19 protein-coding genes, 1 tRNA gene and 1 pseudogene are annotated in these 23563 nt (G+C 70.8%); 10 read left to right on the top strand and 11 right to left on the bottom strand.

What is annotated here, in order from left to right; all coding sequences use genetic code 11:
* Window positions 1-332 precede the first annotated feature (332 nt).
* The 3 genes and pseudogenes from AB0F15_RS05490 to dnaE all read right to left on the bottom strand — a co-directional run bounded on the left by AB0F15_RS05490 (window position 333) and on the right by dnaE (window position 7111).
* Window positions 333-1527 (bottom strand): annotated as a pseudogene (locus AB0F15_RS05490) (low temperature requirement protein A).
* A gap of 429 nt (window positions 1528-1956) precedes the next feature.
* The gene (locus tag AB0F15_RS05485; protein ID WP_360265559.1) at window positions 1957-3426 is read right to left on the bottom strand and encodes an MFS transporter; all 1470 of its coding nucleotides are present in this window, start codon (window positions 3424-3426) and stop codon (window positions 1957-1959) included.
* A 103-nt stretch (window positions 3427-3529) separates the two neighbouring features.
* Window positions 3530-7111 carry a DNA polymerase III subunit alpha gene (gene dnaE / locus AB0F15_RS05480; RefSeq protein WP_360265557.1) on the bottom strand — a complete coding sequence of 1194 codons (3582 nt, stop codon included), beginning with the start codon at window positions 7109-7111 and terminating at the stop codon, window positions 3530-3532.
* Between the two features lie 353 nt (window positions 7112-7464).
* Between dnaE and AB0F15_RS05475 the strand changes: the two genes are divergently transcribed.
* Genes AB0F15_RS05475 through AB0F15_RS05455 form a run of 5 tightly spaced genes read left to right on the top strand, consistent with a single transcriptional unit; the run spans window position 7465 to window position 13505 of the window.
* Complete coding sequence (locus tag AB0F15_RS05475; RefSeq protein ID WP_360265608.1) at window positions 7465-8112, top strand: FadR/GntR family transcriptional regulator; 648 nt, start codon at window positions 7465-7467, stop codon at window positions 8110-8112.
* The gene (locus AB0F15_RS05470) at window positions 8109-9533 is read left to right on the top strand and encodes an amino acid permease (RefSeq protein WP_360265554.1); all 1425 of its coding nucleotides are present in this window, start codon (window positions 8109-8111) and stop codon (window positions 9531-9533) included. Before AB0F15_RS05475 ends, AB0F15_RS05470 begins: the two co-directional genes overlap by 4 nt.
* Window positions 9530-10441, top strand: a complete 912-nt coding sequence (locus AB0F15_RS05465) for an asparaginase (protein ID WP_360265551.1) — start codon at window positions 9530-9532, stop codon at window positions 10439-10441. The genes AB0F15_RS05470 and AB0F15_RS05465 overlap by 4 nt, the downstream gene beginning before the upstream one ends.
* Window positions 10438-11829, top strand: coding sequence for an aspartate ammonia-lyase (gene aspA, locus AB0F15_RS05460; protein ID WP_360265549.1), 1392 nt, complete (start codon window positions 10438-10440; stop codon window positions 11827-11829). Before AB0F15_RS05465 ends, aspA begins: the two co-directional genes overlap by 4 nt.
* Before the next feature lie 50 nt (window positions 11830-11879).
* Window positions 11880-13505 carry a CocE/NonD family hydrolase gene (locus AB0F15_RS05455; protein WP_360265547.1) on the top strand — a complete coding sequence of 542 codons (1626 nt, stop codon included), beginning with the start codon at window positions 11880-11882 and terminating at the stop codon, window positions 13503-13505.
* Between the two features lie 44 nt (window positions 13506-13549).
* On the opposite strand, the gene AB0F15_RS05450 is transcribed toward AB0F15_RS05455, so the two are convergent.
* Together AB0F15_RS05450 and AB0F15_RS05445 are read right to left on the bottom strand one after the other, a co-directional pair.
* Window positions 13550-14308: a metallophosphoesterase gene (locus tag AB0F15_RS05450; RefSeq protein ID WP_360265545.1), complete on the bottom strand. Its 759-nt coding sequence runs from the start codon at window positions 14306-14308 to the stop codon at window positions 13550-13552.
* The gene (locus AB0F15_RS05445; protein ID WP_360265542.1) at window positions 14286-14930 is read right to left on the bottom strand and encodes a GntR family transcriptional regulator; all 645 of its coding nucleotides are present in this window, start codon (window positions 14928-14930) and stop codon (window positions 14286-14288) included. The genes AB0F15_RS05450 and AB0F15_RS05445 overlap by 23 nt, the downstream gene beginning before the upstream one ends.
* A gap of 46 nt (window positions 14931-14976) precedes the next feature.
* Between AB0F15_RS05445 and AB0F15_RS05440 the strand changes: the two genes are divergently transcribed.
* A complete protein-coding gene (locus tag AB0F15_RS05440) occupies window positions 14977-16146 on the top strand; it encodes an aminotransferase class V-fold PLP-dependent enzyme (protein ID WP_360265539.1) in 1170 nt (389 codons plus the stop codon).
* Here AB0F15_RS05440 and AB0F15_RS05435 read toward each other — a convergent pair.
* Both AB0F15_RS05435 and AB0F15_RS05430 read right to left on the bottom strand, forming a co-directional pair.
* Window positions 16143-17090 (bottom strand): SDR family NAD(P)-dependent oxidoreductase, encoded by a 948-nt coding sequence (locus AB0F15_RS05435; protein WP_360265536.1) that lies wholly within the window; start codon window positions 17088-17090, stop codon window positions 16143-16145. The genes AB0F15_RS05440 and AB0F15_RS05435 overlap by 4 nt on opposite strands.
* A 40-nt stretch (window positions 17091-17130) precedes the next feature.
* A complete protein-coding gene (locus AB0F15_RS05430) occupies window positions 17131-18267 on the bottom strand; it encodes an acyl-CoA dehydrogenase family protein (RefSeq protein WP_360265533.1) in 1137 nt (378 codons plus the stop codon).
* Between the two features lie 63 nt (window positions 18268-18330).
* On the opposite strand from AB0F15_RS05430, the gene AB0F15_RS05425 reads away from it, so the two are divergent.
* On the top strand, window positions 18331-18747 hold the full coding sequence (locus tag AB0F15_RS05425) for a cupin domain-containing protein (protein WP_360265530.1): 417 nt from the start codon (window positions 18331-18333) through the stop codon (window positions 18745-18747).
* Here AB0F15_RS05425 and AB0F15_RS05420 read toward each other — a convergent pair.
* Window positions 18744-19208: a MarR family winged helix-turn-helix transcriptional regulator gene (locus AB0F15_RS05420; RefSeq protein ID WP_360265527.1), complete on the bottom strand. Its 465-nt coding sequence runs from the start codon at window positions 19206-19208 to the stop codon at window positions 18744-18746. The two genes, AB0F15_RS05425 and AB0F15_RS05420, sit on opposite strands and share 4 nt — an antisense overlap.
* A 136-nt stretch (window positions 19209-19344) precedes the next feature.
* Between AB0F15_RS05420 and AB0F15_RS05415 the strand changes: the two genes are divergently transcribed.
* On the top strand, window positions 19345-19839 hold the full coding sequence (locus AB0F15_RS05415) for a carboxymuconolactone decarboxylase family protein (RefSeq protein WP_360265605.1): 495 nt from the start codon (window positions 19345-19347) through the stop codon (window positions 19837-19839).
* Window positions 19840-19880: 41 nt separating this feature from the next.
* Here AB0F15_RS05415 and AB0F15_RS05410 read toward each other — a convergent pair whose 3' ends face one another.
* Window positions 19881-20753, bottom strand: coding sequence for a hypothetical protein (locus tag AB0F15_RS05410; RefSeq protein ID WP_360265524.1), 873 nt, complete (start codon window positions 20751-20753; stop codon window positions 19881-19883).
* A gap of 40 nt (window positions 20754-20793) precedes the next feature.
* Window positions 20794-20988: a hypothetical protein gene (locus tag AB0F15_RS05405; RefSeq protein WP_360265521.1), complete on the bottom strand. Its 195-nt coding sequence runs from the start codon at window positions 20986-20988 to the stop codon at window positions 20794-20796.
* 345 nt (window positions 20989-21333) lie between these two features.
* On the opposite strand from AB0F15_RS05405, the gene AB0F15_RS05400 reads away from it, so the two are divergent.
* Both AB0F15_RS05400 and AB0F15_RS05395 read left to right on the top strand, forming a co-directional pair.
* Complete coding sequence (locus AB0F15_RS05400; RefSeq protein ID WP_360265518.1) at window positions 21334-21849, top strand: hypothetical protein; 516 nt, start codon at window positions 21334-21336, stop codon at window positions 21847-21849.
* Window positions 21850-21953: 104 nt separating this feature from the next.
* Entirely contained in the window at window positions 21954-23399 is a 1446-nt protein-coding gene (locus tag AB0F15_RS05395; RefSeq protein ID WP_360265515.1) for an MFS transporter, read from the top strand.
* Between the two features lie 51 nt (window positions 23400-23450).
* On the opposite strand, the gene AB0F15_RS05390 is transcribed toward AB0F15_RS05395, so the two are convergent.
* Window positions 23451-23525, bottom strand: a tRNA-Val gene (locus AB0F15_RS05390).
* Window positions 23526-23563 lie beyond the last annotated feature (38 nt).

The raw sequence follows: 23563 nt of genomic DNA, 5'->3' as shown, positions 1-23563 counted from the left end.
AATTAATGCTCTCAAAGGAACCTCAAACGAGGTTCAATACATAAGCTCTACTGGCTTAGTTCACTAGCACACTGTTGAGTTCTCAAGCAACACACTTCGGACCGCTGCGCCGCGAAGCGCTTTGGTCTTCGGCTATTGTTTCAAGCTTTGTTCCAGGGATACCACCCTGGTTCGGGACCACCCACTCTACCACGATTGTGGGAGCTTGGTTCGTGTTCCCGGCGGCCGCTCGGTTTCCCTGGCGACTTGGAGAACTTTACATGCCCCCGAAACCCCTCTCACAGGGGGGTCCCCTTTCTCGCGCCAGGCCGCTGACCTGCACCGATAGGCGCTCAAGTCGGCCGGTGCTCTCCGTGGGTCGCGACGACCGTCAGCGCGACGAGCGCGGCGGCGAGCCCGGCGGCCACAGGGATGGGCGCCGGCGTGAACGACGCCGCCACGACGAGCACCGCCGTCACGGGGAAGCCGATGGCGATCGGGCGGCATTCGTTCGTCGGGCCGATGTGCAGCAGCCACACGCTCAGGAGGAAAACCGCGACCGGGATCGTGGTCGCCATCGCCGCGGCGACACCGCCGACGCCGTGGAGCGTCCCCGTGTCGTCCCCGACCGCCACCTCGAGCCCCGCGCCGACCGCCGCCGCGGAGGCGAAGATCAGGTAGTGGCCGTACCCCCAGCTCATCGCCGTGAACATGCCCGGACGGCGGACGAGCCGCGCGTGTCCCGGCTGGTCGAAGTACAGCCACCACATGGAGAACACGAGCACCAGGCCGGCCGCCGCCAGCCCGGCCAGGCTCCCGACGTGCTCCGCGCCGGACACGCCTTCCTTGATGGCGTTGGTCGCGCTCAGGATGGTCTCGCCGAGCACGATCAGGGTGAACAGGCCGTACCGCTCGGCGATGTGGTGCGGGTGCCACGTCGTCCGCGCGCTGCGCTCGGCGACGATCGGCACCGCGAGCTCGCAGAGCACGACGGCCACGAAGGTCGCGGTCGCCGTCGACGGCGGCAGGAACACCCGGCCGATCCACAGCACCTGGCAGAGCGCGATCCCGGCGGCGAACCGGAGGGCGGCGGGCCGGGTCCCGGGCGCGGACCGCGGCCCGCAGCCACTGCCCGACCAGCGACAGCCGCATCAGGACGTACCCGATCACGATCACGCGGAAGTCGCCCTCGAACGCACTGGACACCCCGGCCGCGATGGTCAGCCCGCCGGCGATCTGCAGGAGCGTGGCCAACCGGTACGGGACGTCGTCGGTGTCGAACGCCGAGGCGAACCAGCTGAAGTTCAGCCAGCCCCACCAGATCGCGAAGAACACCATCGCGAACGACGCAACGCCGTGCGCGGCGTGACCTTCGGCCAGCGCGTGGTGCAGCGAGGCCGCGGCCTGGCCGACGGCGACCACGAAACAGAGGTCGAAGAGCAGTTCCAGCGGTGTCGCGACGCGGTGGTGCTCCCCGCGGTCGCGGGGGCGCATCGGCCGGTACCAGACCCGCAGCCGGGCCGAGGGCCGCGACGGCTGCTCGGTCATCTGGACTCCCGCGTCGGCGTCGGACGGACGCCGACCATCCCAGCACGATCAGGGCGGGAGCGGTGAGCGCGACACGGGTGCAGAGGATGGGCGGGCCCGGTTCCCCCTCACCCGGGCCCGCCCGCCGCCGTCACGCGCCGGGGACACCGATGGGCAGCCCTTCCGTGAGCGCCGGACGGTCCCCCGCGGACGCCGAAACCCACTGGACGGAAGGTGACCGAGTGTGTCCATTCCCTCGAACTCCGGACGCTTCGATCGCTCAAACCGGTCACCCCATCCCCGGGTGGCCGATTGATTGCCACTGTCGGTAGCCAAACCGCGCAGCGAAGGCTCCATAAGACTTACCCGGTGGCTCTGTGTAGCACCAGTGTCTTTCCGTGTTCGTCACTCGGATGGAGTATCGCGAATCTGCGGAAAGTAGTGTGGGGCTCAGCTCGGATGGACGTCCGCCGCGGAGACTTCGCCTTCCTGGGCGCCACGCTCCGCCTCGGCCGCCCGGTGCCGGCGCGCCCGCAGCTCGGCGATCGCGAGGGCGAGAGCGCCGCACGTCAGGACGGCCGCGCAGCTGAGCGCCACGGTGAGGGCCACGGGATAGCCGTGGCCGATGACCATGCCGAAGACCGACGCGAGCACGGCGGTGCCGATCGCCGTGCCGATCCGCTGCCCGGTCTGGAGCGCTCCTCCGGCGACCCCGGCCAGCCGGACCGGCACGCACTCCAGCGTCAACGTCGTGTTCGGCGAGATCACCATCCCGCCGCCCACGCCCGCGAAGACCAGCGGCAGCGCGAACGCCCACCCGGACGCCGACGGCGGGACCAGCTCGGCGATCAGCGCGACGGCCAGCAGCCCGACGGCGACCATGCCCAGCCCGGTGACGGTGAGCCGCCTGCCGAAGCGGGGCACCAGCCGTCCGGCGACGGCCGCGGACACCGCCGAACCGAGCGCGAACGGCGTCACCGACAGGCCCGACTGCAGCGGCGAGTAGCCCAGGCCCTGCTGGAAGTACATCGCGAAGACCAGCCAGATCCCGGCGAACCCGCAGAAGTAGAGCGCGCCGACCGCCGCGCCGGTGGCGTAGCCGGGGGTGCCGGTGAACAGGCGGGTGTCCAGCAGCGGCGACCGGCCGCGCCGGACCACCGAGTGCTCCCAGCGGACGAACGCGACCCCGAAGACGACGGCGACGGGGAACAGCCACCACCACCGCGTGAGGCCACCTTGGTCCGCGTCGACGACCGGGAGCAGCACGCCGAGGACGGCGACCGCGAGCAGCGCGATGCCGACGAAGTCGATCTCCGAGGAGATCTTGAGCTGCTTCTTTTCGCTGCGCGGCAGCAGCCGCAGGGCGAGGACGAACGCGAGCACGCCGATCGGGACGTTGACGTAGAACACCCAGCGCCAGCCGTCCTGGCCGCCGAAGACGGCGATGATGAAGCCGCCGAGGATCGGGCCGACCGCCGTCGAGATCCCGACGACCGCGCCGAACATCCCGAACGCGCGGCCGCGCTCGGCGCCGCGGAAGAGGTCCTGGATCAGGCCGGTGTTCTGCGGGGTGAGCATGCCCGCCGCCACGCCCTGGGCGAGGCGGGCGAGCACCAGCGTGGTTTCGTCCGGGGCCGCGCCGGCCAGTGCGCTGGTGAGGACGAAGGCGGCGAGGGCGCCGAGGAACATGTTCCGGCGGCCGAACGCGTCGCCGAGGCGGCCGCCGGTGACCAGGACCAGGCCGAACGCCAGGGCGTAGCCGGAGACGACCCAGCGGATGCCGCCGCTGCTCGCGTGCAGGCCGGCCTGCATCGAGGGGAGGGCGACGTTGACGATGCTGACGTCGAGCAGGCCCATGAACCCGGCCGTGAGCGAGACGGCAAGCGCTTTCCAGCGGCGGGGATCGGGTTCGTACATCATCGAGGGCAGACCTCACGCGAGTTCACGGGCCGGGGATACCCCACCCAGCAAACACGAAAGGTGGAATCCGCGCGCGTTGTCCCGCGCGCGGATTCCAGGCCGGTCAGGTGCTGGCGGTGATGCCCCGGATGCCCTTCAGCTCGCCGATCAGCATGGAGCTGACCTTCACCGGGTAGTCGTAGAGGGCGAACACCGTCTGGTTCCGCCCCACCAGCTTGAGGTGGACCGGGGTTTCGCCCTTGTGGGCCAGCAGCGTGGACCGCAGTTCGCTCACGACCGCCTGGTCGATCTTCTCCGCCGCCGCGAGCAGCACCAGCGGTGGCTCGTCGTCGCCGTTGCCGGTGCCGACCTCGGACAGGTCCAGGGTCGCCAGACCGCCGCCGAAGATCGACATCTTGTCTTCGCGCCAGTTGACCCGGCCCTTGACCAGCACCGCGTTGTCCTCGATCAGCTCGCTCGAGAAGAGCGCGTACGCCTTCGGGAAGAAGAGCACCTCGAGGGAGGCGTCCATGTCCTCGACCGTGCAGATCGCCCAGGGCTCGCCCTTCTTGTTGACCCGCCGTTCGAGCGACGTGATCAACCCGGAAACGATGATCTCGCCCTCCCTCGGCGGATCGGCGAGGATGCCGGCGATCGGCTTGGGTGCGTGCTTGCGCAGGATCCGCTCGGCGCCGTCCAGGGGGTGGGCCGAGACGTACAGGCCGAGCATCTCGCGCTCGTAGGCGAGCAGCTGCTTGCGCGGGTACTCGTCTTCGCCGAACTTCAGGTGCGCGAGCGGCGAGGAGGCCACTGCGTCATCGTCGTCGCCGCCGAAGCCGAACAGGTCGAACTGCCCCATCGCCTCCTGGCGCTTGAGCGGGACGACCGCTTCGACCGCGTCCTCGTGGACCTGGATCATCGACAGCCGCGTGTGCCCCAGCGAGTCGAACCCGCCCGCCTTGATCAGCGACTCGATGACCCGCTTGTTGCAGGCCACGAGCTCGGACTTGTCGAGGAAGTCGATGAAGGAGGCGTACTTGCCCTTCTCCGCGCGGGTCTTGATGATCGACTCGACGACGTTCGCGCCGACGTTGCGGACGGCACCCAGCCCGAAGCGGATGTCGTCCCCGACGGCCGCGAACCGCAGGGCCGACTCGTTGACGTCCGGCGGGAGCACCTTGATGCCGAGGCGGCGGCACTCGGACAGGTAGACCGCGGACTTGTCCTTGTTGTCGCCGACCGACGTGAGCAGGGCCGCCATGTACTCGGCCCGGAAGTTCGCCTTGAGGTAGGCGGTCCAGTACGAGATCAGGCCGTACGCGGCCGCGTGGCTCTTGTTGAACGCGTACCCGGCGAACGGGAGGATCGTGTCCCAGAGCGCCTTGATCGCCTCGGGCGAGAAGCCGCCGGGCCGCAGGTCACTGGCCCGCATGCCGGCCTCGAAGCCCTCGTACTCCTTGTCGAGGACTTCCTTCTTCTTCTTGCCCATCGCGCGCCGGAGCACATCCGCGCGACCCATCGTGTACCCGGCCACCTTCTGGCCGATGTGCATGATCTGCTCTTGGTACACGATCAGGCCGTACGTGTCGGCCAGGATCTCCCGCAGCGGCTCGTCGAGCTCCGGGTGGATCGGCTTGACCTTCTGCCGGTTGTTCTTGCGGTCGGCGTAGTCGTTGTGCGCGTTCATGCCCATCGGGCCGGGGCGGTAGAGCGCGCCGACCGCGACGATGTCGTCGAACACCGTGGGCTCCATGCGGCGCAGCAGGTCGCGCATGGGGCCGCCGTCCAGCTGGAACACGCCGAGCGTGTCGCCGCGGGCGAGCAGCTTGTACGTCTCGGGGTCGTCGACGCCGAGGGTGTCGAGGTCGACGTCGACCCCGCGGTTGGTCTTGATGTTGTCGATCGCGTCGCCGATGACGGTGAGGTTGCGCAGGCCGAGGAAGTCCATCTTCAGCAGGCCGATGGCCTCGCAGGACGGGTAGTCCCAGCCGGTGATGATCGAACCGTCGTCGCGCTGCCACAGCGGGATCGCGTCGGTCAGCGGGTCGCAGGACATGATGACCGCGCAGGCGTGGACGCCGGCGTTGCGGATCAGGCCTTCGAGACCGCGGGCGGTTTCGAAGATCGTCTTGCACTCGTCGTCGGTCTCGACCAGCGCGCGGACCTCGGCGGCCTCGCCGTAGCGCTCGTGCTTGTTGTCGACGATGCCCGAGAGCGGGATGTCCTTCGCCATGATCGGCGGCGGCAGCGCCTTGGAGATCTTGTCGGCGATGGCGTAGCCGGGCTGGCCGAAGTGGACCCGCGCGCTGTCCTTGATCGCCGCCTTCGTCTTGATCGTGCCGAAGGTGATGACCTGGGCGACCTTGTCCACGCCGTACTTGTCGGTCGCGTACCGGATCATCTCGCCGCGGCGGCGGTCGTCGAAGTCGATGTCGATGTCGGGCATCGAGACGCGCTCGGGGTTGAGGAACCGTTCGAACAACAGCTTCTGCGGGATCGGGTCCAGGTTGGTGATACCGAGCACGTACGCGACCAGCGAGCCGGCGGCCGAACCACGGCCGGGACCGACCCGGATGCCGACCTTGCGGGCGTAGCTGATGAGGTCGGCGACGATCAGGAAGTAGGCCGGGAAGCCCTTCCCGATGATGACGTCGAGCTCCCGGTCGATGCGCTCCTGGTAGCCATCGGGCGCGCCGCCCGGGAACCGCCACTTCAGGCCGCGCTGGACCTCTTCGCGCAGCCAGCCGCCCTGGTCGTAACCCTCCGGCACCTCGAAGAACGGCAGCCGGTCCTTGTGCGCGTAGACGTCTTCGTAGGACTCGACGCGCTCGGCGATCAGCAGCGTCGTGTCGGTCGCGCCGGGGACCTCCTTGTCCCAGTACTCGCGCATCTCGGCGGCGGACTTGAGGTAGTAGCCGTCGCCGTCGAACTTGAACCGGGTCGGGTCGTTGAGGGTCTTGCCCGCCTGGACGCACAGCAGCGCCGAGTGCGTGTCCGCCTGGTCCTTGGTGACGTAGTGCGAGTCGTTGGTGGCGATCGGCTTGAGGTCGAGCAGGCGGCCGACCTCCAGGAGGCCCTCGCGGACCGACCGCTCGATCGGCAGGCCGTGATCCATCAGCTCGAGGAAGAAGTTGTCGGCGCCGAAGATGTCCTTGTAGTCGGACGCGGCCTGGATCGCCGCCTCCTTCTGGCCCAGCCGCAGCCGGGTCTGCACCTCGCCGGAGGGGCAGCCGGTGGTCGCGATGATCCCCGAGTGGTTGTCCGAGATCAGCTCGCGGTCCATCCGGGGTTTGCGGTAATAGCCCTGCATGCTGGCCAGCGAAGACAGCTTGAACAGGTTCCGCAGGCCGGTGGCGTTCTGCGCGAGCATGGTCATGTGGGTGTACGCGCCCGCGCCGGAGACGTCGCCGCCCTCACCCAGCTCGTCCGAGCCGCGCTGGTTCGCCTGCCCCCAGAAGACGGGCTTCTTGTGGAACCGGCTCTCCGGGGCGACGTAGGCCTCGATGCCGATGATCGGCTTGAGCCCGTGCTTCTTCGCCTGCTGGTAGAACTCGTCGCCGCCGTACATGTTGCCGTGGTCGGTCATGCCGACCGCGGGCATGCCGAGGCGCGCCGCCTCCGCGAAGAGGGGAGCGATCTTCGCCGCACCGTCGAGCATCGAGTACTCGGTGTGGACGTGCAGGTGGACGAAAGAATCGTTCGACACCAGCGAAAACCTCCCCTAGGTGGATCGGACCGGCGCGCCCGGGTCTCCCACCCTATCCCGCGCTCGACGGGCTCGATTGTGCCCCTCGGCGGGGCCGGACGAGAGCATCGACGCGCTGCTCCTTCGGCGGAAACGAGCACGACACGCGCCGCGGCCGGACGGTCACGCGGGGCGTCCCCGCCAATGGGCAGTCCGCCCTCCGCGCCACCCGGAACCCGCGCCTGCGGGTGGTGAGCTGGGCCACACGTGCGGGGCTCGCATTGACAGCGGACCCACCGGCACCGAGCATTCCCGCCATGAACCTGTCTGACAGCCAGACAGCCGGACAAGGTGGTCCTCGCCGGGTGAGTGCCATGGAAGCCGTGCTGGCCCACCTGCGCGCCGCGATCGAGCGCGGCGAGTACGCCGTCGGCGAGAAGCTTCCCTCCGAAGCGACCCTGAGCAGGGAGTTCGAGGTCAGCCGGTCGGTACTGCGGGAAGCCCTCCGCGGTCTCCAGGCGCTCGGCATGACCGAGTCGAAGACCGGCAAGGGCACCTTCGTCACCGCGACCGGCCCGGCCGACAACCCCACCTTCGGGCCCTACTCGGCCCGCGATCTCATCGAGGTGCGCCGGCACGTCGAGATCCCCGTCGCCGGGTACGCGGCCGTGCGGCGCAGCCAGGACGACCTCGACCTCCTCGCCCACCTGCTCGACCGGATGGACGCCGAGACCGACAACACCGCCTGGGTCGCCCTCGACTCGCTCTTCCACATCACCATCGCCCAGGCCTCGGGCAACCCGGTGTTCGGGAAGGTGATCGAGGAGATCCGGGACGCGCTCGCCCGGCAGTCCGCCTTCCTCAACCAGCTCGGCGACCGGCGCCGCCGGTCGAACATCGAGCACCGGGAGATCGTCACGGCGATCGCGGACGGCTCGGAGACCGGCGCCGTCGAAGCCATGACGGCGCACCTGCAGCACGTCGAAACCACTCTGACCAGCATCGTGAACGGGGACCAGTGACCGAACAGACCATCACGGCCGCCAACACCACCGATGCGGGCGACGCCGGGTACAGCAAGGCCCTCAAGTCCCGGCACGTGAACATGATCGCCATCGGCGGCGCGATCGGCACCGGCCTGTTCCTCGGCGCGGGCGGGCGGCTCGCCCAGGCCGGGCCGGCGCTGGCGATCGTCTACGGCGTCTGCGGGCTCTTCGCCTTCTTCGTCGTCCGCGCGCTCGGCGAGCTCATCCTGCACCGGCCGTCCAGCGGCGCCTTCGTCTCCTACGCCCGCGAGTTCATGGGCGAGAAGGGCGCGTACGTCGCCGGCTGGATGCACTTCCTGAACTGGTCGACCACCGGCATCGCCGACATCACGGCGATCGCGCTGTACGCGCACTTCTGGTCGTTCTTCTCGCCGATCCCGCAGTGGGTGCTCGCGCTGATCGCGCTCGCCGTGGTCCTGACGCTGAACATGGTGTCGGTGAAGCTGTTCGGCGAGATGGAGTTCTGGTTCGCGATCATCAAGGTCGCCGCGCTGGTGCTGTTCATGGTGATCGGCATCTTCCTGCTGGTGACGCAGACGCCGATCGACGGCGTCGCGGGCGGCCCGCAGCTGATCGCCGGCCACGGCGGGATCTTCCCGTCCGGGCTGCTGCCGATGGTGCTGATCGTGCAGGGCGTGGTGTTCGCCTACGCGTCGGTCGAGCTGGTCGGCGTCGCCGCGGGCGAGACCGAGAACCCGGAGAAGATCATGCCGAAGGCGATCAACTCCATCATGTGGCGCATCCTCGTCTTCTACGTCGGCTCGGTCGTGCTGCTGGCGATGCTGCTGCCGTGGAGCTCTTACACCAAGGACCAGAGCCCGTTCGTCACCGTGCTTTCGCACCTGGGCGTGCCCGCGGCGGACAGCGTGATGAACCTGGTCGTGCTCACCGCGGCGCTGTCCAGCCTGAACTCCGGGCTGTACTCGACCGGCCGCATCCTGCGCTCGATGGCGATGGCGGGCTCGGCGCCGAAGTTCACCGGCGTGATGAACCGCAACCACGTGCCCTACGGCGGGATCCTGCTCACCGCGGCCGTCTGCGTGCTCGGCGTCGGGCTCAACTACCTGGTGCCGAAGGAGGCCTTCGACATCGTGCTGAACTTCGCCGCGATCGGCATCCTCGCCACCTGGGCCATCATCGTGCTCTGCCACCTGCTGTACGTGCGCAAGACGAAGCGCGACGACCTCGAGCGGCCGGCGTTCCGGCTGCCGTTCTCGCCCTACACCGAGATCGCCACGCTGGTGTTCCTCGCCGCCGTCGTCGTCCTGATGGGCTTCGACGAAACCGGCCGGATCACCCTGCTGGTGCTGCCGGTGATCGTCGTCGCACTGGTCGTGGGCTGGTTCCGCGTGCGCAAGCGGATCGACATGCGGGCGTTCGACGAGGCGGGGCTGTGAGCCCCGAACCGCTGGTCGAGCTGGTCCGCGACGGGATGGTCGAGGGCGTCCACCACGGCTCGGCCGTGGTGCTCGCCCCGGACGGCTCGACGCTGTTCGCCGCCGGGGACGTCGACACCGCGATGTACCCGCGGTCGACGGCGAAGCCGCTGCAGGCCACGGCGATGGCGCGGCTGGGCCTGCGCCTGTCCCCCGCCGGGTTCGCGATCGCCGCGGCCAGCCACTCCGGCGAGCCCGCGCACCTCGACGCCGTTCGCGAGGTGCTCGACGGCCGCTCCCCCGAGCTGCTGGGAAATCCCGCGGACTTCCCGTTCGACCCGGTCGAGCGGGACCGCTGGATCGCCGCGGGCCAGGCGCCCACCCGGCCGGCGCACAACTGCTCCGGCAAGCACGCGGCCATGCTCGCGACCTGCGCGCTGAACGGCTGGAGCACCGAGGGCTACCTCGACCCGGCGCACCCGCTGCAGCGCGCGATCGCGGCCGCCTTCGAAGACCTGACCGGCCGCGGCATCCCGCGGGTCGCGGTCGACGGCTGCGGCGCGCCGCTCTTCGCGACGACCCTGCGGGGACTCGCCACGGCCGTCTCGAAGATCGCCACGGCCGCCCCCGGCACGCCGGACCACCTGGTGGCCGACGGCATCCGGCAGCACCCCGAGCTGGTGGGTGGCAGCCGCCGCGACGTCACCGCCGTCATGCGCGCGGTGCCCGGGCTGATCGCCAAGGACGGCTTCGAGGCCGTTCAGATCGCCGCGCTGCCGGACGGCACCGCGATCGCCTTCAAGATCGCCGACGGCGGGGACCGGGCGCGGTACCCGGTGCTGGCCGCGCTGCTCGAACTGTGCGAGGCCGCCGTCCCGCCCGGCCCGGAAAACCTGCGTTTCATCCTTTCTGTGGGGAGCTCCGTATGACCACGCGCCGCGAACACGACCTGCTGGGCGACAAGGACGTCCCCGCCGACGCGTACTGGGGCGTGCACACCTCCCGGGCCCGCGAGAACTTCCCGATCACGGGCACGACGATCGCCGCCTATCCGCACCTGGTCGAGGCGCTGGCCTCGGTGAAGGAGGCCGCCGCGCGCGCCAACGCCGAGCTGGGCCTGCTCTCCCCCGAAATCGCCGACGCGATCGGCGCCGCCTGCCGGGAAATCCGCGAAGGCGCGCTGCACGGCGAGTTCGCCGTCGACGTCATCCAGGGCGGCGCCGGGACGTCGACCAACATGAACGCCAACGAGGTCATCGCCAACCGGGCGCTCGAGCTGCTCGGGCACGCCAAGGGCGACTACCACGTCGTGCACCCCAACGAGCACGTCAACCTCTCGCAGTCGACGAACGACGCGTACCCGACCGCGGTCAACGTCGCGACGATCATCGCCGTGCGCCAGCTGTCGGAAGCGATGATCGTGCTGGAGAAGGCGTTCGCGGCGAAGGCCGTCGAGTTCCACGACGTGCTGAAGATGGGCCGCACGCAGCTGCAGGACGCCGTCCCGATGACGCTCGGCCAGGAGTTCGGCACCTACGCGGTGATGCTCGGCGAGGACCGGCTGCGGCTGACCGAAGCCGTCGCCCTGCTGCACGAGATCAACCTCGGCGCGACCGCGATCGGCACCGGCCTCAACGCCGCGCCGGGCTACGCCGAAGCCGCGTGCCGCCACCTGCGCGAGATCACCGGGCTGCCGGTCGTCACCGCCGCGGACCTCGTGGAGGCCACCCAGGACTGCGGCGCGTTCGTACACCTTTCGGGCGTGCTCAAGCGGATCGCGGTCAAGCTCTCCAAGAGCTGCAACGACCTGCGGCTGCTGTCTTCGGGACCGCGTGCCGGGCTGAACGAGATCAACCTGCCGCCGGTGCAGGCGGGGTCGTCGATCATGCCCGGCAAGATCAACCCGGTGATCCCGGAGGTGGTCAACCAGGTCGCGTTCGAGGTGATCGGCAACGACGTCACCGTGACGATGGCCGCCGAGGCAGGCCAGCTGCAGCTCAACGCCTTCGAGCCGATCATCCTGCACTCGCTGTCGGAGAGCATCACGCACCTGGGCGCGGCCTGCCGGGTGCTGGCCACGAAGTGCGTTTCGGGGATCACGGCGAACGTGGACGTCATGCGTTCCTACGTCGAGAACTCGATCGGGCTGGTCACGGCGCTGAACCCGAGTATCGGCTACGCGGCCGCGACGGAGATCGCGAAGGAAGCCCTCGAAACCGGGCGCGGCGTGGCCGAACTCGTCGTCGAGAAGGGCCTGATCCCGGCCGAAGAGCTGGGGAGACTGCTGCGACCGGAGACCCTCGCCCGGGCGAACTGAGGTACCGTCGGATCCGGAAGGATCTACTCCACTTCGAAGGCGGGCCGCCGGTGCTGGACCGATTTGTCGACAAGCTGCTCGGGCTCCCCCGCGCCGAAGGACCGAAGCCGGTCGTGACGCGCGACCTCGCCGTCCCGATGCCCGACGGCGTCACGCTGCTCGCCGACCGGTACGCCCCGGCCGGGACGACGACGGCGCCGGTGGTGCTGATCCGCACGCCGTACGGCCGCACGGGCCTGCTTTCGAAGCTCTTCGGCGACACCTTCGCCCGGCACGGGCTGCAGACGGTCATCCAGAGCACCCGCGGCTCGTTCGGCTCCGGCGGCGAATTCCGGCCGTTTCACCTCGAACGCGAGGACGGCCTCGCGACCGCCGAGTGGCTGCGCGCCCAGCCGTGGTGCGACGGGCACCTCGGCATGGCGGGCGCCAGCTACCTCGGGCACACGCAGTGGGCGCTCGGGCCGTACCTCGACCCGCCACTGGCGGCGATGTGCCTCGGCGTGACGGCGTCGGAGTTCGTCTCGACGTTCTACCCGGGCGGGACGCTCGCGGCGGACAACATGGTCTCGTGGTCGGCGATGATCGGCCGCCAGGAAGAGCGCTTCGCCGCGCTGCCGAACCCGGTGCAGAAGCGCAAGACCCGCCGCGCGATGGCGCACCTGCCGATCAGCGGGGCCGACGTCGCCGCGATCGGGAAGCCGGTGCGGTTCCTCCAGGACATCACCGAGCACTTCGTGCCCGAGGACGACTACTGGGCCATGTCCGACCACAGCGCCGAAGTGGCGGAGCTCGACGTGCCGGTGTCGATGGTCACCGGCTGGTACGACCTGTTCATCCGCGGGCAGCTGCGCGACTTCCGGATCCTCGCCGAGGCCGGCAAGGCACCGCGGATCACGATCGGGCCGTGGGCGCACGGCGAGCCCGCGAGCATGGGCCCGATGATCCGCGACCAGCTCGGCTTCCTGCGCGCGCACCTGCTCGGCGACCGCACCTTCCTGCAGCGGGCCCCGGTCCGGCTGTTCCTCCAGGGCGCGAACTCCTGGCTGGACTTCGAATCCTGGCCGCCGCCGTCGAAGGCGACCGCGGCGCACCTGCGGCCGATCGGCGGGCTCGGCGAAAGCTTCGGTGAACCGGCTTTGCCGACGCCGTTCACCTACGACCCGGCCGACCCGACCCCCGCGGTCGGCGGCCCCCTGCTGACCGGCGAGTGGAAGCAGCGCGACAACCAGGAGGTCGAGGCGCGACCCGACGTGCTCGTGTTCACCGGCGAGCCGCTGCCGTCGGACCTCGACCTCATCGGCGAGGTGTCGGCGACCGTGCACGTGCGCACCGAGCTGGGCCACGCCGACGTCTACGTCCGCCTCTGCGACGTCGACGCCGGCGGGACCTCCCGCAACGTCACCGACGGGATCCTGCGGCTGCGGCCGGGCTTCCCGGCCGCCGACGCGGACGGCGTGGTCACCGCGGAGGTGCCGCTCGACCCGACGGCCTACCGCTTCCGCCGCGGCCACCGGCTGCGCGTCCAGGTGGCGGGCGGCGCGTTCCCCCGCTTCGCGCGCAACCACGGCACGGGCGAGCCGGTCACCGAAGCGGTCGACGGGAAGCCGAACCGCTTCGAGGTGTTCCACGACGCGACCCGGCCGTCCCGGCTCACGCTGCCGGTGTTCGGCGGCTGAGACCTCGAAGGCGTAGCTTTCACGTGAAAGCTACGCCTTCGAGGTCAGAGCGGGACCGTCCGGTGGTGGGTGGTCACCCGGCCGTCGTCGTGCAGGACGTGCAGCAGCAGCGACGGCGGCCGGTCGTACTCCAGCGGCCCGCCGTCGGCCCAGCCGTGGTCGCCGCCCGGCTCGACCGGCAGCAGCGAGCCGGAGACGACGCCGGGGGCGATGCGCAGCGGGACGCCGGCGAACGTCGTCGAGGCGCCGGTGTGCACGTGGCCGGCCAGCAGCGCCGTCACCCGCGGGTGCCTGGCCAGCACGGAAGCCAGCCGATCTTCGCCGGACTGCCGGATCGCGTCCACCAGCGGGACGCCGACTTCCACCGGCGGGTGGTGGAACGCGACGAACGCCGGGCCGTCACCGCCGGACAGGACGCCGTCGAGCCACGCCAGGGTTTCGTCGGCGAGGAAACCCGCGCCGCGGCCCGGGATCGTCGAGTCGCACAGCGCGAACAGCACCCCGCCGACCTCCTGCGCCAGGTCGATCGGGCCGTCCGAAGCCGGTAGGTCGAGCAGCCCGGTGCGGAACGCCGCGCGGACGTCGTGGTTGCCCGGGCACACCAGCACCGGTGCCGGGTACTCCAGCAGCTCGGCCGCGCGGGCGTATTCCGCGGGCGTGCCGTGGTCGGCGATGTCGCCGGTGACGACGACCGCGTCGACCGGCTGCGCCAGGCCGCCGAGGTAGCCCATGACGGCGGCGACGCGGTCTTCCGCGCGCGGATCGCCGTCGAGGTGCAGGTCACTCAGGTGCGCGATGATCATTTTCGTCCTTCCCCAGGTACGCCAGCGCCTTGACCCAGTTGGCGACGAGCACCGCGGACGCGGCGGCCAGGTCGCCGTCGCGCAGGGCCGCGGCGATGCGCCGGTGCTCGGCGATGCTCTCCCCGGCATGGTCGTGCCGGGCGAAGTACGCCGATTCGTAGCGCTTGAGCAGCGGCTTCGTTTGCTCGATCAGCCGCAGCAGGTGCGGGTTCGGACAGCGGGACAGCAGCAGCGCGTGCCACCGGTCGTCCAATGTGGACAGATCCCCGCCGTCCGCGAGCGCCATCTCGTCGGTGACGGCGTCGAGCGCGTCCGGCAGCCCGGCCAGCTCCACCGGCGACGTCCAGCGCAGCGCGAGGACTTCGAGCTCGGCCACCAGTGGGTACAGCCGGCGCGCCTCCTCCGGGTCGAACGGCGGCACGAGGAACCCCCGCCCCGGCGCGGAGACCAGCAGGCCGCGGTCGGCGAGCCCGATCAGCGCCTCCCGCAGCGGCGTCCGGCTGACCCCCAGCTCCCGGGCCAGGTGCACCTCGTTGACGCGGGCACCCGCGGCGAGCCGCCGGTCGAGCACGCGGGCGGTGATCTGCTCGATGAGGTCGCTGCGCAACGGGGTGCGGGCCATGGCGGGCAGTATTGCATACAATAGCTATCTACTGTATTCAGTTCGTATGAGCTTCGACGTCGACCGCGCGCGCCGCGAGACCCCGGGTTGTGCCGGAGTGATCCACTTCAACAACGCCGGCGCGGCGCTGCCCCCGGCCGTCGTGACCGACACCGTCGTCGAGTACCTCCGCCACGAGGCGCTGGTCGGCGGGTACGAAGCCGCTGCCGGGGCCGCGGACCGGCTGGACGCGGTGTACGCGTCGGTGGCCCGGCTGCTCGGCGCCGGGACCGACGACATCGCACTCACCGACAGCGCGACGCGCTCGTGGCAGGCGGTGTTCTACGCACTGCCGTTCGGGCCCGGGGACCGGATCCTGACCTCGCGGGCGGAGTACGCCAGCAACGCCATCGCGTTCCTCCAGGTCGCGCGGCGCACCGGCGCGGTCGTCGAGGTGATCGGCGACGACGAATCGGGGCAGCTGGACGTCGAAGAGCTGCGGCGGCGCGTCGACGGCGCCGTCAAGCTGATCGCCGTCAGCCACGTGCCCACCCAGGGCGGCCTGGTGAACCCGGCCGAGGAGATCGGCGCGGTCGCTTCCGCTGCGGGGATTCCGTTCCTGCTCGACGCGTGCCAGTCGGTGGGCCAGCTCGACCTCGACGTCACGCGCCTGAAGTGCGACGCGCTGTCGGGCACCGGCCGCAAGTACCTGCGCGGCCCCCGCGGCACCGGGTTCCTCTACGTGCACCCGCGGCTGCGCGAACGGCTGGAACCGGCCGTGCTCGACCTGCACTCGGCGAGCTGGGAGTCGCCCACGGAGTACGTCGTCGACCCGACCGCCAAGCGCTTCGAGCTGTGGGAACGCGACTTCGCCGCCGTGTGCGGCCTCGGCGCGGCAATCGACTACGCCCTCGGCTGGGGTTTGCCGGCCATCGAAACGCGCGTCGCTTCGCTGGCCGCCACCCTGCGCGACCGGCTCACCGAAGCCGGCGCGCGCGTCCACGACACCGGCGCGCGGAAATGCGGTCTCGTCACCTTCAGCGTCGACGGCACGCCGGCCGCGGAGATCAAGGCGCGGCTCGCCGAGGCGAACATCAACACGTCGCTGTCGACGCGCACCTCGGCCCAGTACGACTTCACCGCGCGCGCCCTGCCGGACCTGGTCCGGGCGTCGGTGCACTACTACAACACCGAGGACGAGATCGGTTTGCTGGTCAAGGAAATCGAGAAGCTCTAGAAGGCGTTCACCCCGGTCAGCCCGGCCGAGACCATCCACAGCCGCTCGGCCTGCACCGGGTCGATCGCGTAGTCCTTGACGCCGGTGCGGGTGCCGTCGGCGGGGGCGCGCTCGGCGATGTCGCAGTCTTCGAGGTAGACGCCGCCGAGGCCGTCGAGCTGCGGGGAGGTCGCGGCCCAGACCTGCGTCGCCGCGCCCTGTTCCGGCGTCTTCGCGCCGCCGGTGACCCGGCCGGACTCGTCGACCATGCCCGCGTCGACCAGCTCCTGCCGGTCCAGGTGGCGCACCAGGTCGGTGAGGATCCGGCCGGGGTGCAGGGCGAACGCTCGGACGCCCTGACCACGCGCGAGCTTGTCGAGGTGCACCGGGAAGAGGGTGTTCGCCGTCTTCGCCTGGCCGTAGGCGAGCCACTTGTCGTAGCCCTGCCGGAATTCGAGGTCGTCGAAGCGCACCGGGCCGTAGTGGTGGCCGCGCGAGGACACCGAAACCACGCGGGCGCCCGGGGTGAACGCGGGCCAAAGCCGGTTCACCAGAGCGAAGTGCCCGAGGTGGTTGGTCGCGAACTGCGCCTCCCAGCCCGGCCCGACGCGGGTCTCCGGCAACGCCATGATCCCGGCGCTGCCGACGAAGACGTCGATCCCGCGACCCGCAGCGACGAACCGCCCGGCGAACGCGCGAACGCTGCCGAGGTCCGCGAGGTCGAGTTCGTCGACCTCGACGTTTTCGAAGCCCCGCAACGCTTCTTCCGCCGTGGCACGGCGGCGGGCCGGGACGACGACCTGCGCGCCGGCCGCGGTCAGCGCCCGTGTCGTCTCGAGGCCGATGCCGGAGTAGCCGCCGGTGACGATCGCGAGCCTGCCGGTCAGATCGGCCCCGGCGACGACCTCGGCCGCCGTGGTGGTGGCACCGAACCCCGAGCCGATCTTGTGCTGTGCAGTGGCCATACCGTCGACGGTAAGAGCTGGAGCGCACTCCAGCGCAAGTTCAGCCCTTGAGCAGCTGCCGCGCGATCACGAGCTTCTGGATCTCGCTGGTGCCCTCGTAGATCCGGAACAGCCGCGCGTCGCGGTAGATGCGCTCGACCGTGACGCCGCGGACGTAGCCCGTCCCGCCGTGGACCTGCACCGCGCGGTCCGCGACCCGTCCGAGCATCTCGGTGCAGAACAACTTCGCCGACGACGGCCCCAGCTTGCGGTCCTCGCCCGAGTCGTACTTCGCGGCAGCTTCGTGGACCATCGCGCGGCCGGCCGCGAGCTCGGCGTGCGACTCGGCCAGGAGCGCCTGCACCAGCTGGTGTTCACCGATCACCCGGCCGCCCTGGCGGGCCGTCCGCGCGTATTCGACCGCCTCGGCGAGGGCGCGCTCGGCCATGCCCACGCACAGCGCCGCGATGTGCAGCCGGCCGCGGGCGAGCGACGCCATCGCGATGCCGAAGCCCTTGCCCTCCTCGCCGACCAGCGCGTCGGCCGGCAGCTCGACGTCGTCGAAGACCACCTCCGACGTCCACGCGCCGGCCTGGCCCATCTTGGCGTCGTGCGGCCCGACGGTGACGCCGGGCGCACCCGCGGGCACGAGGAACGCGGAAATGCCGCGGCTGCCCGTGTTTTCCGGGCCGGTGCGCGCGAACGCGACGAACACCTCGGCGAGCGGCGCGTTGGTGATGAACCGCTTGGTGCCCGAGAGCCGGTAGCGGTCGCCGTCGCGGACCGCGCGGCTGGTCAGCCCACCCGGGTCCGAGCCGGCCTCGGCTTCGGTGAGCGCGAACGACGCGATCGACCGGCCGGCGGCCAGCCGCGGCAGCCAGCGGGTGCGCTGCTCCGGCGTCCCGTAGTGCACGATCGCCTGGCCGGCGATGCCGTTGTTGGTGCCGAACAGCGACCGGAAGGCGGGCGTCGTCCAGCCGAGCTCGATCGCCAGCCGGACGTCTTCGGCCATGGCGAGACCCAGCCCGCCGTACTCCTCCGGCAGCGCCCAGCCGAACAGGCCGAGTTCGGCGGCCTTTTCCCGGATTTCGGCGGGAATCTCGTCGCGTTCGTCGATCTCGGCCTCGCGCGGCACGACCTCCTTGCGCACGAATTCCCGCACTGCGCCGAGGACCTGCCCGAAAACGTCCGCGTCCATGTGTCGGCACGCTACCCGGATCACTGCCCCCACGGGCACGCCCGGACGCGGTAGCTTGGGCCGATGCGCAAGCCGATCACCGTTCTCGCCGCCGCCGTGCTCGCCGCCGTCCTGCTTCCGTCCACCGCTTCCGCGACGCCCGGCAGCGGCGTCACCGGCACGGTCCTGGCCCAGAAGACCATCGGCCACACGGATTACACGCTGCGGGAGATCACCGTCCAGCCCGGCGGGTACACCGGCTGGCACTTCCACGACGGCACGCTCTACGCGTACGTGAAGGCCGGGACGCTGACGCACAACCTGGCCGACTGCAGCCTCGACGGCGTCTTCGGCACCGGGCGCGCGTTCACCGAAAAGCCCGACCAGGTGCACATCGGCCGCAACCTCGGGTCGACGCCGCTGGTGCTGGAAGTCCTGTACGTGCTCCCGGCGGGCAGCCCGCTGTCCGAGGACGCCCCCAACCCCGGCTGCGGCTTCTAGCCCGAGAACCAGCCGGCCGCGTCGAGCCGGTACGCCGCGGGGCCGACGACCGCGCGCAGGTCGTTCTCGAGCGCGGTGATCCGCTCGGGGCCGACCGTGCGCGCCCAGTCCGCGCGCAGCTCGTCGAAGATCTCCGCCGACTTCGTGAGCGCGTCGACGCCGTGCGCGGTGAGCCGCACGATCTTGCGGCGCGCGTCGGCCGGGTCGTCGGCGCGCTCGACGTACCCGAGCGCCTCGAGCCGGTCGACGGTCTTGCCCGCCGCCTGCTTGGAGACGCCGAGGCGGCGGCCGATCTCGGACGCCGTCGCCCCCTGGACACCGACGGCCTGCATGGCGAAGCCGTACGACGGCCGCACGTCGGGGTGGCCGCGGCGGGCGAGCTCGGCGTGCAGGCGGTCGATGAGCGTGCGGAAACCGCCGAAGAGCAGGAACGGCAGCTCGTAGCCGGGCGTGCCGGTCATGGCCGCTTGCCAAACTCGACAACCAGGTTTACGGTTTCGTCAGCCACTTCGACAACCACGTTGACGACCCTATCCTGGAGACGCCTTGTTCGCCGATCACACCCCGGAATCCGCTCCCCCGGCCGCCCGCCCCGCGATGACGGCCACCGCGAAGAAGTTCGGCCGCGTGCCGTCCGCCGTCGCCCGGCTGGCGACCTCACCGGAACTGCTGAACGGTTTCCTGAAGCTCAGCGCGATCTTCGAGTCCACGACGCTGACGGCGCTGGAACGCGAAGTGCTGATCATGACGGTGGCCGCGCGCAACGAATGCCACCTCTGCGTGGCGATGCACACGGCCACGTTGACCCGCTTGTCCGCCGCCCCGGAACTGGTGGCGGCGCTGCGGGCGGAGTCCCCGCTGCCGGAGCCGCGGCTGGAGGCGCTGCGCGGCTTCGTCCACGCGGTCATGGACACGAAGGGCGAGGTCCCGGCCGGCGCGCTGACGGCGTTCACCGGCGCCGGCTACACGGAACGGAACGCCCTGGAGGTGGTGCTGGGGATCGGGACGTACACGTTGTCGACGTACGCGAACCGGCTCACCCGGGCCCCGCTCGACGAGGCTTTCGCCGAGCACGCGTGGCATGCGGCGTGAAAGCCGTGGGGCCGCCTGTGCGGCGGCCCCACGGCCGGGAATCAGCCCTGCACCAAGGTGACGACGCTGGTGTCGTCGACCGAGACGTTGGTGTTGTAGTTCGGGTCGAGCGCGGTCGCCTGGGTGACGACCTCGGCCTTCCCCTTCTGGAACGGCGTGGTGCCCGAGGGCACCACGGTCGCCGTCCACGGCGCCGGCGTGCCCGGGGTGCAGGGGACCTGCGCCGAGTAGGTGCCGCGGATGATGACGTTGCGCTTCACCTGCGTCGCGGACCCGCTCAAGGTGACCTTGGCCGCAGCGGTGCACTCGACGGTGCCGTGCAGGTAGGCGTTGCCGTTGAGCGTGCTCGCGGTGCCGTCGGTGGCCACCTTGAGCCCGATCGCCAGCTCCGGCGGTGCCGGCGGGTTCGCGATGTGCACCTCACCGCGCGCGGCCGCCGTGTCGCCTTCGCAGTGCTGCTCGAAGGTGGCGTCCAGCGTCTGGACGTACCCACGCGGCCCGAAGACGACGTTCTGGACGGTGAACGTCCCGGTCAGGGTGTTGCAGCCCCGGCCGTTCCCGCTCAGGTCCAGCCCCGGCGCGTTGGCCCCCTGGAAGGGGTACCGGGTCGCGCCGTCGTAGGTGCCGGCGGCCAGGCCCGTGCCGCTGGGCGCGGCCAGGTCGAGCGTCCACCAGTCGCTGTTGAAGGCGCTGACGCTCACGGCGATGTGGTTGCGGTCTTCCGACGCGTTGACGGTGAGCTGGTCCTTCGCCTCCGTCGAGTAGGCGTAGGCCCGGCCCCCGCTGATGTAGTCGCCCTGGTCACCGCCGAACGACAGCGATCCCGTGGCGACGGTCTGCGCCTGCGCCGGCACGGCCCCCACGAGCACGGCGAGCACCGGCACCGCGACAACGGCGGCGGCTCGCTTCAGCAATCCTGAACCTCTCACAGAATCCCCCTGATGAGTAAGTCGGTCACTTGCCGCTCTGCCTGTCGGAGACCACCGAGCACCCGTTACGTCCGGTCGGGAATTTTTGTTTTCGCTCAACAAATCCGGGGCTTCTCCGCGGATCTTGACAAAAGATCGCCGTCACCGGAGGCGCGACGGTACGGCCGTTCGCCTCACCTTCGACGAGGGCGCGGCAGGCGCCAAGCAGGATGATCTTCATCGCCTCGACGCCGGCGGACTTGTCAACCGGTTTTCCTTGCCCGACAACAGGAATCCCGTTTTTGTCGGTGCCCGCCGGTAACCTTCGAGGTGTTCGGTCGGGGGCTGGTCCGATGTCCGGGGAGGACGATTTGAGAACACCGGGGAAGTACACCGCCGCCGCCGCGGGGGTACTGATGGGGGAATCCTGGCCGGGGCACCGGCTGCCGAAGCAGCGCGCGGGTGCCAGTGGGCACCGGCCACGCTGCCGCTGCCCGACGGCTACCGGTTCCAGGATCTCGGCACGGGTGACGGAGCGGGGGCCGTAGCCGGCACCCTGCGGCCGGACGCACCCGGCGAGCCGCTCGTGGGCGTGGTGTGGCGCGCCGACGGCCCGCAGGTGCTCGGCGCGGCCTTCGGGCGGGACACCGAACTGACCGACGTGAACGCGTCCGGCGACGCGGTCGGTTCGTACACCGATCCGCGGGAGTTCCGGGAGTTCCCCTTGAACCACGCCGTCCGGTACACCGGCGGCCACTTCGAGCGGCTGCCCGACCCGCCGGGGTACCCGGACACCAAGGCGTTGGCGATCAACGCCCGTGGCGGGGCGTTCCTCTGGCACCTCGACGGCTCGTTCGACCGAGCACTGCCGGGCTTGAGGAGCGTGGCGGCGATGAACTCCGCGGGCGCGATCGTGGGTTACGCGGACGGCGGGTCGACCCTGTTCCTCCCGCCCGACGGTGGCCCGGCACAGACCGCCGTCGCACCGGCCGGGCAGGACGCCCGGGCGCGTGAAGTGGCCGGGAACGGCGACGTGGTCGGCACCGTGACGGTGCACTCACCGGATCCCGCCAAAGCGGTGGTGCGCCGGCACTGCGGCTGACCACCTCCGCCGGAAGAACTTCCGCGAAAAATCTCCGCGCCCGTGTCCGGTCCGCCGGGACGGCTCCGACCCCTGGTGAAACCGACCACGGAGAGGAGCCCGAAATGGAGAAGCCGGCCGGACGGCGGGAGTGGCTGGGACTGGCGGTCCTGGTGCTGCCCACCCTGCTCGTCGCAATGGACATGACCTCGCTGTTCCTCGCCCTGCCGCAGCTGAGCGCGGACCTCGGGGCGACCAGCACCGAGCAGCTGTGGATCACCGACAGCTACGGCTTCGTCGTCGCCGGGTTCGTCATCACGATGGGCACGCTCGGCGACCGGATCGGGCGACGGCGGCTGCTGCTCGCCGGTGGGGGCGCCTTCGGGCTCCTGTCGATCGTCGCCGCGTTCTCGACGAGCCCGGAGATGCTGATCGTCGTCCGCGGCGCGCTCGGCATCGCCGGGGCGACGCTGATGCCGTCGACGCTCGCCCTGATCACCAACATGTTCCGCGACGAGAAGCAGCGCGGGACGGCCATCTCGGTCTGGGCCACCTGCCAGTTCGCGGGTGGCGCGGCCGGTCCGGTGTTCGCCGGGTTCCTCCTCCAGCACTTCACGTGGGGCTCGGTCTTCCTGGTCGCCGTCCCGGCCGTGGCCGTCCTGCTCGTGGCGGGTCCGTTCCTGCTGCCCGAGTTCCGCGCCCCGGCGTCCGGGCGGCCGGACTTCCCCGGTGTCGCGCTCTCGCTGGCCGCCGTGCTGCTGATCGTGTTCGGCCTCAAGCAGCTGCCGACCGGCTCGCCGGTCCTGCCGGTCGCGGCGATCGCCACCGGCGCGGCACTGGGCACCGTCTTCGTCCGCCGCCAGCTGACCACGGCGTCGCCGCTGCTGGACCTGCGGCTGTTCCGGAACCGCCCGTTCACCGCGGTGCTGGTGGCGCTGGTGTTCGCCGGGGTCGCGATGGCCGGCGTCGGCCTGCTGGTGACGCAGTACCTGCAGAGCGTCCTCGGCCACTCCCCGCTCGTCTCGGCACTGCTGTTCGCCCCGATGGGCCTCGGCGTGGCGGCGGGCACGATGACGGCGCCGTCGCTGACCCGCCGGCTGACTCCGGCCACGGCGATCGCGGGCGGCTTGGCGGTGTCCGCGGCGGGCAGCCTCCTGCTGGCCTGCACCGGCGGCCTCGGACCGATCATGGTGGGCATCACCCTGCTCGCGCTGGGCACGGGCCCGCTGTTCGCGCTGGGCATCGGCCTGGTGCTGGGCTCGGTCCCCCCGGAGCGCGCGGGCTCGGCGGCCTCGATGGCGGACACGGGCAACTACCTGGGCGGATCCCTGGGACTGGCCCTGATCGGCCTGACGGCGTCGGCGGTCTACCACGCGGCGTTCCCGGCGGGCACCACGCTCGCCGCCGACGTCACCCGCCCGGAGGTGGCGGACCAGGCGAAGCAGGCGTTCACGGGCGCGCTGAACGTGACGGGCGTGATCGCGGCGGTGCTCTTCACGGGACTCGCGCTGCTGGTGACGACGATGCGCCGCACCGAGACCGCCACGCCCGAACCGGCCATGGCGGGATGAAGCAGGGGGAGACCAGCGGGCCCCTGACGATCTCGGGAGCCCCGGTTCCGCTGGTGGGCGCAGCAGGGTTCGAACCTGCGACCGCTCGGGTGTAAACCGAGTGCTCTTCCGCTGAGCTATGCGCCCGGTACCGCCGGCTCCCGAGGGAGCCGGCGGTGGTGGGT

The sequence above is a fragment of the Amycolatopsis sp. NPDC026612 genome (assembly GCF_040638285.1).
Lineage (GTDB): Bacteria > Actinomycetota > Actinomycetes > Mycobacteriales > Pseudonocardiaceae > Amycolatopsis.
Note: the sequence above shows the minus strand (reverse complement) of the source record. Positions and strands in the feature narration are given on the sequence as shown.

Excerpts from the sequence above, each read along its gene's own strand:
- AB0F15_RS05485 (WP_360265559.1), bottom strand. The coding sequence starts at position 3,426 with ATGATGTACGAACCCGATCCCCGCCGCTGGAAAGCGCTTGCCGTCTCG.
- AB0F15_RS05475 (WP_360265608.1), top strand. The coding sequence starts at position 7,465 with ATGGAAGCCGTGCTGGCCCACCTGCGCGCCGCGATCGAGCGCGGCGAG.
- aspA (WP_360265549.1), top strand. The coding sequence starts at position 10,438 with ATGACCACGCGCCGCGAACACGACCTGCTGGGCGACAAGGACGTCCCC.
- AB0F15_RS05450 (WP_360265545.1), bottom strand. The coding sequence starts at position 14,308 with ATGATCATCGCGCACCTGAGTGACCTGCACCTCGACGGCGATCCGCGC.
- AB0F15_RS05445 (WP_360265542.1), bottom strand. The coding sequence starts at position 14,930 with ATGGCCCGCACCCCGTTGCGCAGCGACCTCATCGAGCAGATCACCGCC.
- AB0F15_RS05440 (WP_360265539.1), top strand. The coding sequence starts at position 14,977 with ATGAGCTTCGACGTCGACCGCGCGCGCCGCGAGACCCCGGGTTGTGCC.
- AB0F15_RS05435 (WP_360265536.1), bottom strand. The coding sequence starts at position 17,090 with ATGGCCACTGCACAGCACAAGATCGGCTCGGGGTTCGGTGCCACCACC.
- AB0F15_RS05430 (WP_360265533.1), bottom strand. The coding sequence starts at position 18,267 with ATGGACGCGGACGTTTTCGGGCAGGTCCTCGGCGCAGTGCGGGAATTC.
- AB0F15_RS05425 (WP_360265530.1), top strand. The coding sequence starts at position 18,331 with ATGCGCAAGCCGATCACCGTTCTCGCCGCCGCCGTGCTCGCCGCCGTC.
- AB0F15_RS05420 (WP_360265527.1), bottom strand. The coding sequence starts at position 19,208 with ATGACCGGCACGCCCGGCTACGAGCTGCCGTTCCTGCTCTTCGGCGGT.
- AB0F15_RS05415 (WP_360265605.1), top strand. The coding sequence starts at position 19,345 with ATGACGGCCACCGCGAAGAAGTTCGGCCGCGTGCCGTCCGCCGTCGCC.
- AB0F15_RS05405 (WP_360265521.1), bottom strand. The coding sequence starts at position 20,988 with ATGAAGATCATCCTGCTTGGCGCCTGCCGCGCCCTCGTCGAAGGTGAG.
- AB0F15_RS05395 (WP_360265515.1), top strand. The coding sequence starts at position 21,954 with ATGGAGAAGCCGGCCGGACGGCGGGAGTGGCTGGGACTGGCGGTCCTG.